We start from the raw sequence: 12,053 nt of genomic DNA, 5'->3' as shown, positions 1-12,053 counted from the left end.
GTCTGCGACTACGGTAGCACGAGTCTGTGCGACGTGCGGTGGCAGATCACATCCTCCGCTAGGGTGCTGCGATGGTTACGGCCTCCCCTTCGGACCCCTATGCCCGGCATGTGCTCGCCCGCATGGCGGACTTCTTCACGGACGAAGGCACGCCATGGGCGCGCCGTCTCTGGGACATAGGTTCGGTGCTGGCCTTGGAGGAACTCTGGGAGGCCGGTTACTGGCAGGCCCACGGAGTACTGTCACCGGCCGCGTGTGACTGGCAACGTATCCAGCTCGGTGCTCTGATCGGCCCTGACCGAGGCTTGGGGGACAGGGAGCTGCGCAAGGAGCTCACCGGCCTGCTGAAGCATCCGCTGCCGGATCCCAGCCCTGCACGTCGTCGACTCAAGGAGATCATCGGCCATGTCCGGTCCGGTTATCTGGAGCGGTGGGCGACTGCGGTCAGCGCTCCCGTCGATCAGCGTGTCAAACCGGAGCGGTTCTCCCGAACCGTCGCCTCCCACCTCCTCGACCTGGGCTACAGCGCCAGTTATCTGAAGGCCTGGGCGAAGGAGCTGTACGACGCGCATGCCACTACGGCCGACACGGCGGCCGCGGCGGTTGAGCTGGCCCGTCGCCAGGCCCGCTCCTATGACGTTCTGGTGGCGTTGGAGAAGGTGCCCCGACGAGAGCTGGCCGAACCGCTGGAACACTGGTACGGCAAAGGCAAGGTCGTGGCCTGGCTGCGCGAGCACGGTCACGACACCGCAGGCATCCGTCCTGGTGGAGGGTTCGTTTACCAGTTCACGGCCCTCGATCCCTTCAGCGCCGCGGAGCAGGCCCGTCAGATGCTGGAGCGGATGACAGCCCGCTCCCAGTTCCTGCGCCGCGATCGGGGCGGTGTGAAACCGCTCTCTCATATCTGGGTCGCCGGACACCCACGCCCCGTCCCGCTCGATCCCCCCGCACGCGGCGCGGATGTCCTGACCCTCGTCAACGAAGGCCACCTGTACAAGGTTGCAGGCGCCCGCAGTCGTACCGATGACGCCCTGGAGCTCGCGGCTGCGGTCAACCGTGGTCCACTGGCTCCGGCCGTGGCGGGCGCCTGGGCAGCCATCGAGTCGTTGCTGTCGAACCCCGATGATCCCAAGGGGGAGGGCGAACGGTCCGGTAAGGCAGTGGCGGCAGACCGTATGGCGGCCATCATCGCGTGCTCTTGGCCCCGCGCCGAGCTCACTGCCCTCGCGCACCGGCACAAGCCGCGCGCCCTGGACGAACTCGCCCGCGCGGTTGCAGGATGCACCACGAATCAGAAGCGAGCCCGCGTGGTCGCAGAAGCCCTTCTCGCTCACGGGGCCTCAGCACTGGACTTCACCGGGGCTGCCACGAAGTACAGCGACCGTCCGGCTGCCCAACGCATGGCTGACCTGGTGCAGAATCCACGCCCGGTTCTGAACGATGTCGCCGGCGCCTTCCGCATCGCGCTCCGGCGCCTGTACCGGACCCGGAACATCATCCTGCACGGCGGCGCCACCCAAGGTGTGGCGCTGGAAGCCTCGCTCCGCACCGCCGCCCCTTTAGTCGGCGCCGGCCTGGACAGGATCATCCACGCCGATTACGTCGAAGGCCTGGATCCACTCGACCTGGCCGCTCGTGCCGACGTCGCCCTGACTCTCGTCAACGGCGAAACCGGGCTCTCCGTCGTAGACCTTCTCGAGCCCGCTTGACCTATGAATCAGCCAGTGGTCGAGTCCAGAACCGAGGTCCGCAGTCGTCTCGCTCGTGTCATCGAGCGTGTCCACCGCGAGCGGACACCGACGATCATCACGCGGCGAGGCAAGCAAAAGCCGTGTGATCGGCATCCAGGAGTACCAGCGGCTGCACCAGCTCGCCGAGGACACCGAAGAGGCGTGGCTCAACCGGCTGGCCGACGAAGCGGAATCCGAAGGCACTGGCGGGGTCGGTCTCCCTCGAAGGGATGGCCGTTCTGCTCCGCAGCCGACAGCCCTGACGCGCGCGGCCCCACCGGCCTGCCCGGAGGTCACCCCCGACAGGCCCGACACCGTCACCCGCCGCCCCGACAGACGACCGCCGTGGGGGCGTCGCTCCTGGTGGGCCGGGGTGTGGGCGCGGGATCTTCGGGGCATGACCACTTCCCCCCGCCAGGAGCGGCGGTCCGCGCTGCCGCTCCCGCTCGCCCATCAGACGGTGTTCTCGTTCCGCTTCACCGCCTCACCGCGCGGCGCCCGGCTCGCCCGCCGGCTCGCCTCCTGCCAGATGGACGCCTGGGGCTGGCACCACGGCACCCCGGCGCACGACTCCGTCGAGCTGGTCGTGGCCGAGCTGACCGCCAACGCCGTGACCCACGGCCGGGTCCCCGGCCGGGACGCCGAGCTGCGGCTCAGCAGGGAGGAGGACGGGCACGTACGCGTCGAGGTCAGCGACGCGCGGGGCGAGCGGCTGCCCGAGGCACGGGACGCAGGCGGCGAGGAGGACGGCGGGCGAGGGCTCGTCATCGTCGCCGCCCTGGCCAAGGAATGGGGAACGGTTCCGCGCCCCGGCGCCCCCGGCAAGACCGTATGGGCCGTGGTGCCCGCCGTGCCGATCCGTGGGTGAGCCGGGGACGGCCCCGGTCCGTCAGTAGTGGTACCTGGCCTTGATGATCACGACTTCCTTCTCGGTGGCCCGGTAGACGAGGCGGTGCTCGTCGTCGATCCGGCGTGACCAGTAACCCGACAGGTGGCCCTTCAGCGGCTCCGGTTTGCCGATGCCGGTGAAGGGGTCGCGCTGAATCTCCCCGATGAGGCGGATGAGCTTGCTGAACAGCTTCTTGTCGGCGGCCTGCCAGTACAGGAGGTCCTCCCACCCGGTGGGACGGAACCGCACGTCCCTCACTCGCCGTCCTCCGCCAGGGCCTCCAGCTCCGCCATGCTCCTGGTGATCACCGGGGTGTCGGCAGCCTTGTCCGCGGCGACGGCCGCCATGAGGTGGGCGGCATTGGCCGGGGAGCGCAGCAGGTAGACGGTCTCCTGCCAGGAACGGAAGTCGTCGGCGGACATCAGTATGGCGTTGCCGCCGCGGGACGTGATCTCCACGGGCTCATGGTCGTCGTTGACCTGCTGGATCAGCGGAAAAAGCCGGGCCCGGGCCTCGCTGGCGGTGATGGACATGATCCTCCTCCACAGAAACCGGTACGGAAGGACCGTACCAGTCGAATGGTACGAGTATCCGGTACCAGTCGCACGGCCTCTCGCTCCGCTCAGCGCTACACGCGCCCATGACGTCGTCGGCGCCCTGCGTCGCGGCACCGCGCCGCACCAGGCCGCCTCGGGCTGTTCGCCGTCGGCCTGGACCGCTTCCCGGAAGCCCTCGGCGGCGACCCGGCCATCGTCACCCCCGGCGGCGCCGGCGGAACCGGTGCGGTTCCTGCTGGGTCGGGGCGGGTGACGCATGGGCGCGGAGGTGGGGGGCGGCGACACACCGCCCCGGTCGGCCCCGTGACTCCCCCCACACCGCCGGGTAACGTCTCCGTGCGCCTCTTGAAGCGTCAACTCGCTTGCACAAACGTTCAGTTCAAGATCCGGAGACGTCATGCCGCTGTCGGAAGGCCAAGCCGTGTACACCGTCGACGTGCCGCTGGGAGGCGGTGGCGAGGTCGTACGAGTGCAGGTGAACGACGCCGGGGAGGACGTCGTGCGCGTCGGACGTGGCAGCCGTACCGTCGCCCGGGCCGAGCAGTCGCTGGAGCAGATGCTGGACGTCGTACGGCCGGTCGCGGACGCCTTCGTCGGCCGCTGCCGTGGCATGCTCCAGCCGCCGGACGAGGCGACGCTCGCCTTCGGCATGTCGCTCTCCGCCGACGCGAAGGTCCTCATCGCGGGCTCCTCCGCGGAGGCCAACTTCTCCGTCAGCCTCACCTGGCACAGCGGCCCCGCCTCCGGGAGCTGAGCCACGCAAGGGCGGGCCGGGACCCACCGTCGCACTGCCGGCCCCCAACCGCTTCCCTCACCGCACCGGAGGTCCCCATGCTCGGTCAGGACGATCCCGGCCGCACTCCGCCCGGAGCCGGGCACGGCGAACCCGAGGACGCCGACACCGTCCTGGCCGCCGGGACGGTCCGCCTCAGGGACGGGCACGGTGACTCCGCCGGTACCGGATTCCTCGTCGGCGACGGCCTCGTCCTCACCTGCGCCCACGTGGTGTGCGACGCGCTCGGCAAACCCCGCGACACCGCAGTGCTCACCGGGTCCCGCGTCACCGTCGACATGCCGCTCCTCACCGGTCCGGGAGTTCCGGGGCACGGCCTCGAAGCGGAGGTGACGCACTGGGTGCCGATCCGGGAGGACCGAAGCGGCGACGTGGCCGTGCTACGCCTGCTCGGTCCGGCACCGGGGGCACGGCCTCTGCCGACCAGCCTGTCCCGGCGTCTGTGGGAGCACGGGTCCCGCCTCGTCGGCTTCACCGGTCGCTCCGACCGCCCCGTGTGGCAGCGGGGCAGTCTCCTCGGCCCCGCCGGGAAGGGCTGGGTACAGCTGTCCCGGGCGGACGGGCAGACGGTCCGTGTCACCGGCGGTTTCAGCGGCAGCCCGGTCTGGGACAACGCCCTCGGTGCCGTCGTCGGCATGATCGTGGCCGCGGAGCCGGTACGGGACGACCAGCAGGCTTACATGCTGCACCTGGGGGCCCTCGCCGACGAGATCCCCGCCCTCGCCGAGGCGCTCACGGCCCCGACGCCCTTCCGTGGGCTGGAGCCCTTCCGCGAGGAGGACGCCGAGGTCTTCTTCGGCCGCGAGGAGGACACGGAAACCGTGGTCACCGCACTGCGCGGTGACCGTCCGGCGGTGACCCTGTGCGGCCCCTCGGGGTGTGGCAAGTCCTCTCTCGCCCTCGCCGGCGTGGCACCCGTCATGCGCCGCGCCGGCCACGAGGTGGTGGTCGTCCAGTGCGGCCGCACCTCCCGTCCGGTGGAGGCCCTGGCGGTCGAACTCCTGGAACTGGCACGCCAGGAACGGTTCGGGCCACCGCGCACCGTCGGCGTGGAGCGGGTCGTCACCTGGCTGACGGGGGCGGGCCTCGCGGACACCGTCCACCGGCTCACCGGCAGCGCCACCACCGACCTCCTCGTCGTGCTGGACCAGGCCGAGGCTCTGCTCGACCTGCCCGCAGAGGACCTCACGGCCCTCCTGCACGCACTGTTCCCCGCCCGCCGCACCGCCGGGATGCGGGTGCTGCTCACCCTGCGGGCCGACTTCGTCGACGCCGCCCTCAGTCACGAGCACCTCGGTCCGGCGCTGAAGCGGGGAGCCGTCCTGCCGCTGACCCCGATGACCCGTGAGCAGCTCCACGACGTCATCACCCGCCCTGTGGACCGCGTCCCCGGTGTCTCCTACGAACCGGGGCTGGCCCGCCGCATCCTCGAGGACGCCGGCAGTGAGCCCGGCGCCCTCCCCCTCCTCGGCTTCGTCCTCCGGCACCTGTGGGAGGAGCAGTCGGGCGGCCGTCTGAGGGTCGAGGCGTACGAGAGGGCCGGCGGCGTCTCCGGCGCGCTGCGCAGACACGCGGAGGCGGCTTGGCGGAGGTACGTCCTGTCCGTGACCGGGTCCGGCTCCCCGGACTCCGCGGACGCTTCGGGGACCCCTGATTCCGGCGCAGCCGAAACGGACGCGCGGCGGCTCCTCGCCGGACTGGTACGAGTGGTGCCGGGCAGTGGCGCTCCCGCGCTGCGGCGGGTACTGACCCGGGCCGAGGCCGGCGAGCAGCGCTGGCGCCTGGCCGTACTGTTCGCCGGGAAGGACGAGCGCCTGCTGGTGCTCCACGGCGGGGCCGGTGTGCCGGAGAGTGTGGAACTCGCCCACGAGGCCCTCATCACGGCCTGGCCGACTCTGGCCGAAGTGGTGCGCGAGGACCGGGACTTCCTCGCCGCACGCGCGGAGCTGCAGCACGACCGGGAACGCTGGGAGAGAGCGGGCCGTGCCGACGAGCTCCTGCCGCGGGGTGCACAACTCGTCTCCCTCGAAAGCCGGCTCGCCGGGCGCACCGACGAACTGACGGCGTCCGAGAACGACTTCCTCGGCCTCGCGGACAGCCAGCGACGCGCAATACAACACGCGATACAACAGCAGCACCGTGCCCGGCAGCGGCGCATCCGGCAGGCTTGGACGGCCGGCGGCCTCGCTTTCGCGCTCATCGCCGCCCTGATCGTGTTCTTCGTCCAGGAGTCCCGGGTGAGCGAGAAGCGGGCGGCGGAAGGCAGGTCCAGGTCGCTGGCCGTGCAGGCGGACGAACTGGCCGACACCAATCCCGCCCAGGCGGCTCTCGCCGCGATCGCGGGCTACGACATCTCACCGACCCAGGAAGCCCGCAACGCGTTGCTGCGCCGGTACGCCGCGCTCAAGGAAAAGGCATGGATCCTGTCGGGCGTCGAGGGAAAGATCGACGGCGTCGCCATGAGCGCGGACGGCGCGGTGACCTTGGCGACCTCCGACACCCGGCGCGCGACGCTGTTTCTGCGTACGAAGCAGGGCAAGGTGCGCCAGGTCAACCTCCGCCTCCCTCACAACGCCCTGCAACCCACGGTCAGTCCGGACGGGCGGCGCATCGCCTATGTGCGCGACGAGGACCGAGCCGTTGTCTGGCACGATGTCACGCCCACGGCGAAACACCCGGTGGGGCCTGCACATCTACTCGAAGGGCCGCCGGTGAAGGCCAAGCCGGATGACTGGGGCAACCAGCGTAAGCTGATCGACTTTTCGCGCACTTCCCGCTACCTCGTCGAAGCGGCGGTCGATTCCACGACGTTTCCGGTCCGCGTCTGGGATCTGGAGACGGGGCGTCTGCGCGACCTGCCGAAGAAGATCCCCGGGATCAAGTCCATCTGGTTCGGCCCGGACGACACCACGCTGGTGGCGATGGGGACCACCTCGACCCAGACCGAGATCATGGACGTGGTCGACATCCGGACCGGTGCGAGGCGGCGCCTGGTCACGGAGGGTGCACACAGCGGTGTGTCGAGTGACGGAAGCGTGGCCATCACCTGCCACGCGGGGGACATCGAGTCCTCGACCGACGCGCTGTACCAGACGGTACGAGTGGCGGACCGGCGGGTTCTCCGCAGTTACCGACCCGACAGCTTCTCGTGCCAGCCTACGGTCCTCGACGCCGGGGGCGACCGGTTCGTCCTGACCGGGACAGGCGACGGAGATATCTGGGAGATCGTCAGCACCGACGGCGACGACCGGCCACGAAGAGTCATCGCTCCCTCAGGTGCGTCCACATCCGACCCCACTCCGACATCGTTCTTGCTCGGCTCCGAACAGGAGCCCGTCCTGGCCTTCAAGGACGACAGTTCGGTCTCCGGGCAACCCCTGGTGAGCGCCGACGGAGGCACCGCCTACGGCGTGCCGAGACTGCTCGGGGACGGACGCACGGTGCTCGTCCGCCTCGGGGAGAGGGGCGAGTCCCTCCGCGTCATGGAGACCGAGGGCGACAACCGCGACCTGGCCAAGGTGTCCGTCAAGGCCGAGACACCGCCGGCCAAGGAGCAGGTCATCGCGATCAACCGCGCCGAGACGCTGATGGCGGACGTGTCGGACAAGAATCGGGTCACGGTCCGCCGACTGCCGTCCCTGCGCCGCGTAGCGGAGTTCAAGACGGCCGTCGAGCCGCCCGTCGTCGACTGGGACCCCCACGACCTCTTCACCCCGCCCGGTGACGTGGGCGAACTGGAACCCGTCGACCTCGCTTTCCTGCCCGGTGATCGGCTCGTGACGACCGTCGGGTCCCGCGTCGAACAGTGGGACGCCCGCGACGGACGTCGCCTCTCCTCGATCGACCTGAAGGACCTCCGGCTCACGTCCCGGAGCCGGCCGGACTACTACGTGACTGCCCACCGCGACCCGGGCCTCCTGGCGGTCAGCGTGGACGGCGAACCGCACCTGCACGCCGTCGACCTGCGAACAGGCCGGGAGAGGAAAGACCTCGTCATCGAATTCGCCGACGACTTCCTCACCGCGTACTTCCTCAAGGACACGCGCTACATGGCCGTACTGACCTCGGGACGCATCCTGGAGCTGTGGTCCGTCGAACAGGGGCAACGGCCACGTCGGGTGGCCGCCTTCCCCAAGCCGCTGCGGCCCGGCGAGTGGGCGACGGGCAACCCCAGTGGCGCCCACTACTTCCTGGCCGCCGACAGTTCTGTGACCTTCCTGAGAGCAGACGATCCGTCGTACCGGGAGACCTACGAGTTCGCCGAGAGCCAGCGCGTCATCTCTGCCACCAGGGACGGCAAGGCACTGTTCGGCTCTCCCGCCCCGGAGTCCTCCTTCGACGTGCTCGGGGAATCTCCCCTTTCGCTGACCCGGCTGGACCCCGGCCTGTGGAAGCGGCACCTGTGCAAAGTGATCGGCCGTGGCCTCACCGACGACGAACGCCGCGGCCTGCCCGGCCATCTGCCGGACAAGATCTGCGCCACCTGATCCACGAAGGTCCGGCGTCTGGAGTCCTCAGTCGCCTCCGCCGCCGCCTCCGCCTCCCCCGTCCCCGCCGCCTCCGTCGCCCCCGCCGCTGCCGCCTCCGTCGCCGCCGTCTCCGCCGTCGCTGCCCCAGCCGTCGCCGCCGCCGGGTTCGTTGTCGTCGCGGCCCCTGCCGAGGTTGCTGAACCAGGGGGCGTCCCAGATGGGCTCGTCGGTGTCCCGGCGGGAACCGACGGCGCGGAACCTGGCCGTGCCCGTGGTGTCCCCCAGGCCGAAGGACACCGCGACCGCGTGGGCCATCACGGCGTCCAGGGGGTCGGGGCTCTCGTGGTGGACGTCGGCCAGCGGCAGCAGGACGGTGCCGGGGTCGGGCGCGGCTCTGCGGGGCGGGCGGGTCAGCAGGGCGACCCGGGTGTCGTCGCGCAGGAGCCAGGAGCTCACGGCGTTCCCGCGGCGCAGCGTCCACTGCCGGCCGGGGAGGCCGATCTCGACCTTGCTCTTGGACTTGCGGACCCTCCTGCGCAGTTCGAGCCGTGCGGTGACGTCACCCACGGTCAGCACCAGGCCGCGCGCCCGGTCGGCGGAGTCGGCGAGGTAGCCGTGCGGCGCCCTGAGGCGGACGGCCGGAGCGTGCGGGCCCCAGACATCCACGCGCACCGAACGCCGGTCCACGGCGACGGTCACCGGTCCGGCCGGTCCGTGCGCGTACCGGCGCGCGATCCACAGGGGTACGCCCTCCGCCCGGGCCCGTGCGGCGAGGGCCGCCACCTGGTCGGGCCCGCCGCATCCGCGTACCGCCAGTTCGCCCAGCGCGCGGGCGAACTCCGCGGCCTGACGAACCTTCACGGGTGTGCTGGTTCCGGTGGCACGGGTGACCGGCACGGCGCCGCGGTCCTGGGGCAGTGAGGAGAGGGCGCGTTCGCTGCCGCCGCCGCCCAGCCAGCGGCCCCGCAGGAACGCTTCGGCCATGGCGCCCAGGTTCAGCTCCTCCAGCGGCGTCGTCCTGCCGCCCCTGCGCAGCCCGCCCTCGGTGAGTTCCACGGTCCGTGCCAGCGGGTTCCGGGACCGTTCCCCGTAGAGCACCTGGTTCATCCCCGCCCCCCTCCTGCGACGCCTGCCGACCGGGAAGACCGTCTTCGGCCGGTGCGCGGTTCCGTGATCCGCCGTACGGCCGTGGGTACGGCGAGGGCCCGGCTCCCCGTCCGGGCGGACGGGGAGCCGGGCCCTCACTCAGGTTCTGGCGACCTTACGTCGTCAGTGGGCGTGGCCGTGGCCGTGGCCACCGGCGGCGGCCGGCTCTTCCTCTTCCTTCTTCTCGACGACCAGGGTCTCGGTCGTCAGGAGGAGGGAGGCGATGGAGGCGGCGTTCTCCAGGGCGGAGCGGGTCACCTTGACCGGGTCGATGACGCCGGCCTTGACCAGGTCGCCGTACTCGCCGGTGGCGGCGTTGTAGCCGCTGCCCTTCTCGAGCTCGGCGACCTTGGAGACGATGACGTAGCCCTCGAGGCCGGCGTTCTCGGCGATCCAGCGCAGCGGCTCGACGGCGGCCTTGCGGACCACCGCGACACCGGTGGCCTCGTCGCCGGTCTTGTCGAGGTTGCCCTCGAGGACCTTGACGGCGTGGACCAGCGCGGAGCCACCACCGGAGACGATGCCCTCCTCGACCGCGGCGCGGGTCGCGGAGATGGCGTCCTCCAGACGGTGCTTCTTCTCCTTCAGCTCCACCTCGGTGGCGGCGCCGACCTTGATGACGCACACGCCGCCGGCCAGCTTCGCGAGGCGCTCCTGGAGCTTCTCGCGGTCCCAGTCGGAGTCGGTGGTCTCGATCTCGGCCTTGATCTGGCCGACGCGACCCTCGACGTCCTCCTTCTTGCCGCCGCCGTCGACGAGCGTGGTGTCGTCCTTGGTGACGGTGACGCGGCGGGCGGAGCCGAGCACGTCCAGGCCGACCTGGTCGAGCTTGAGACCGACCTCCTCGGAGACGACCGTGGCGCCGGTGAGGACGGCCATGTCCTGCAGCATCGCCTTGCGGCGGTCGCCGAAGCCCGGGGCCTTGACCGCGACCGCGTTGAAGGTGCCGCGGATCTTGTTCACGACCAGGGTCGACAGGGCCTCGCCCTCGACGTCCTCGGCGATGATCAGCAGCGGCTTGGAGGAGTTGGCCTGGATGACCTTCTCCAGCAGCGGCAGCAGGTCCGCGATCGCGGAGATCTTGCCCTGGGTGATGAGGATGTACGGGTCGTCGAGGACGGCCTCCATGCGCTCCTGGTCCGTCACGAAGTACGGCGACAGGTAGCCCTTGTCGAAGGCCATGCCCTCGGTGAAGTCCAGCTCGAGACCGAAGGTGTTGGACTCCTCGACGGTGATGACACCGTCCTTGCCGACCTTGTCCATGGCCTCGGCGATGAGCTCGCCGACCTGCTGGTCCTGGGCGGACAGCGCGGCGACGGCGGCGATGTCGGACTTCTCGTCGATCGGGCGGGCCGAGGCGAGCAGGTCCTCGGAGACCGCGGCGACGGCCGCGTCGATGCCCTTCTTCAGGGCGGCCGGGGAGGCGCCCGCGGCGACGTTCTTCAGGCCCTCGCGGACCAGCGCCTGGGCCAGCACGGTGGCGGTGGTGGTGCCGTCACCCGCGATGTCGTTGGTCTTGGTCGCCACCTCCTTCACGAGCTGGGCGCCGAGGTTCTCGTACGGGTCCTCGATCTCGACCTCGCGGGCGATCGTGACACCGTCGTTGGTGATGGTGGGGGCGCCGAACTTCTTGTCGATGACGACGTTGCGGCCCTTCGGGCCGATCGTCACCTTCACCGTGTCGGCAAGCTTGTTGACGCCGCGCTCGAGGGCGCGACGGGCGTCCTCGTCGAACTTCAGGATCTTCGCCATGGCAGCGGGAGCCCTCTCGGAAATCTGGGGTGAAATCACTGCGCCCCCGGTCACCCGGCTCCTTGTCGGATGCTGGGGCCAGGGGCGCAGTGTTCGAGCAAAAGTGCTTGCTTCGAGGCCGGGTCGTCCGGGGTGACCCCCGGGTTTCCCTTACTTCTCGATGATCGCGAGGACGTCGCGAGCCGAGAGGACGAGGTACTCCTCGCCGTTGTACTTGACCTCGGTGCCGCCGTACTTGCTGTACAGAACGACGTCGCCGACCTTCACGTCGAGCTCGACGCGCTTGCCGTCCTCGATGCGGCCCGGACCGATGGCCAGGACGACGCCCTCCTGGGGCTTCTCCTTGGCGGTGTCCGGAATGACCAGGCCCGAAGCCGTGGTCTGCTCGGCGTCGAGCGGCTGGACCACGATGCGGTCCTCGAGCGGCTTGATGGCAACCTTGGAGCTGGCGGTCGTCACGATCCGACCTCCCCCTTCGGAGATCTCACGGGGTTAACTGTCTGAGGTGGCGACCAGGTGGATCCGTCGTCGCGGGTGCCGGACCTGCCCGTCGCGTGTTTGGCACTCTCCAGGGGGGAGTGCCAGACCTGAGACTATGACCGCGATTAGCACTCGGTCAAGCGGAGTGCCAATTGCCGTGCGGCGCGTCGGCGGGGTGGGGTCCTCTTCAGCACGGGGTCGTGCAGCTCACGGTGGTGCGGTGACCGTCTCCGGGGG

9 protein-coding genes are annotated in these 12,053 nt (G+C 70.5%); 4 read left to right on the top strand and 5 right to left on the bottom strand.

Features of this window, described 5'->3' with window-relative positions; all coding sequences use genetic code 11:
• Positions 1 to 122 precede the first annotated feature (122 nt).
• Both BU52_RS36020 and BU52_RS27695 read left to right on the top strand, forming a co-directional pair.
• Complete coding sequence (locus tag BU52_RS36020) at positions 123 to 1,709, top strand: hypothetical protein (RefSeq protein ID WP_200881313.1); 1,587 nt, start codon at positions 123 to 125, stop codon at positions 1,707 to 1,709.
• A gap of 418 nt (positions 1,710 to 2,127) precedes the next feature.
• Positions 2,128 to 2,598, top strand: a complete 471-nt coding sequence (locus tag BU52_RS27695; RefSeq protein WP_037939494.1) for an ATP-binding protein — start codon at positions 2,128 to 2,130, stop codon at positions 2,596 to 2,598.
• Between the two features lie 21 nt (positions 2,599 to 2,619).
• On the opposite strand, the gene BU52_RS27690 is transcribed toward BU52_RS27695, so the two are convergent.
• Positions 2,620 to 2,877, bottom strand: a complete 258-nt coding sequence (locus BU52_RS27690) for a Txe/YoeB family addiction module toxin (protein WP_037939492.1) — start codon at positions 2,875 to 2,877, stop codon at positions 2,620 to 2,622.
• Complete coding sequence (locus tag BU52_RS27685) at positions 2,874 to 3,152, bottom strand: type II toxin-antitoxin system Phd/YefM family antitoxin (protein ID WP_037939490.1); 279 nt, start codon at positions 3,150 to 3,152, stop codon at positions 2,874 to 2,876. Before BU52_RS27685 ends, BU52_RS27690 begins: the two co-directional genes overlap by 4 nt.
• Positions 3,153 to 3,573: 421 nt before the next feature.
• Between BU52_RS27685 and BU52_RS27680 the strand changes: the two genes are divergently transcribed.
• Both BU52_RS27680 and BU52_RS27675 read left to right on the top strand, forming a co-directional pair.
• Complete coding sequence (locus BU52_RS27680) at positions 3,574 to 3,930, top strand: CU044_2847 family protein (protein WP_078903472.1); 357 nt, start codon at positions 3,574 to 3,576, stop codon at positions 3,928 to 3,930.
• A 77-nt stretch (positions 3,931 to 4,007) separates the two neighbouring features.
• The gene (locus BU52_RS27675; protein ID WP_051858638.1) at positions 4,008 to 8,456 is read left to right on the top strand and encodes an nSTAND1 domain-containing NTPase; all 4,449 of its coding nucleotides are present in this window, start codon (positions 4,008 to 4,010) and stop codon (positions 8,454 to 8,456) included.
• A 27-nt stretch (positions 8,457 to 8,483) separates the two neighbouring features.
• Here the strand turns inward: BU52_RS27675 and BU52_RS36015 are convergent, their stop codons facing one another.
• The 3 genes from BU52_RS36015 to groES form a co-directional block, all read right to left on the bottom strand.
• Positions 8,484 to 9,545 (bottom strand): hypothetical protein, encoded by a 1,062-nt coding sequence (locus BU52_RS36015; RefSeq protein ID WP_037939487.1) that lies wholly within the window; start codon positions 9,543 to 9,545, stop codon positions 8,484 to 8,486.
• A 162-nt stretch (positions 9,546 to 9,707) separates the two neighbouring features.
• Positions 9,708 to 11,336, bottom strand: a complete 1,629-nt coding sequence (gene groL, locus BU52_RS27665; protein WP_037939484.1) for a chaperonin GroEL — start codon at positions 11,334 to 11,336, stop codon at positions 9,708 to 9,710.
• Between the two features lie 150 nt (positions 11,337 to 11,486).
• The gene (groES, locus tag BU52_RS27660) at positions 11,487 to 11,795 is read right to left on the bottom strand and encodes a co-chaperone GroES (RefSeq protein WP_037939482.1); all 309 of its coding nucleotides are present in this window, start codon (positions 11,793 to 11,795) and stop codon (positions 11,487 to 11,489) included.
• Positions 11,796 to 12,053: the final 258 nt, after the last annotated feature.

Origin of the sequence: Streptomyces toyocaensis, from assembly GCF_000725125.1 — a bacterium.
In the GTDB taxonomy this organism is placed as follows: Bacteria; Actinomycetota; Actinomycetes; order Streptomycetales; family Streptomycetaceae; genus Streptomyces; species Streptomyces toyocaensis.
Note: the sequence above shows the minus strand (reverse complement) of the source record. Positions and strands in the feature narration are given on the sequence as shown.

Bases quoted from the DNA above. Each gene is read 5' to 3' on its own strand.
- BU52_RS27685 (WP_037939490.1), bottom strand. From the start codon at position 3,152: ATGTCCATCACCGCCAGCGAGGCCCGGGCCCGGCTTTTTCCGCTGATC.
- groL (WP_037939484.1), bottom strand. From the start codon at position 11,336: ATGGCGAAGATCCTGAAGTTCGACGAGGACGCCCGTCGCGCCCTCGAG.
- BU52_RS27680 (WP_078903472.1), top strand. From the start codon at position 3,574: ATGCCGCTGTCGGAAGGCCAAGCCGTGTACACCGTCGACGTGCCGCTG.
- BU52_RS36020 (WP_200881313.1), top strand. From the start codon at position 123: ATGGCGGACTTCTTCACGGACGAAGGCACGCCATGGGCGCGCCGTCTC.
- BU52_RS27695 (WP_037939494.1), top strand. From the start codon at position 2,128: ATGACCACTTCCCCCCGCCAGGAGCGGCGGTCCGCGCTGCCGCTCCCG.
- BU52_RS36015 (WP_037939487.1), bottom strand. From the start codon at position 9,545: ATGAACCAGGTGCTCTACGGGGAACGGTCCCGGAACCCGCTGGCACGG.
- BU52_RS27675 (WP_051858638.1), top strand. From the start codon at position 4,008: ATGCTCGGTCAGGACGATCCCGGCCGCACTCCGCCCGGAGCCGGGCAC.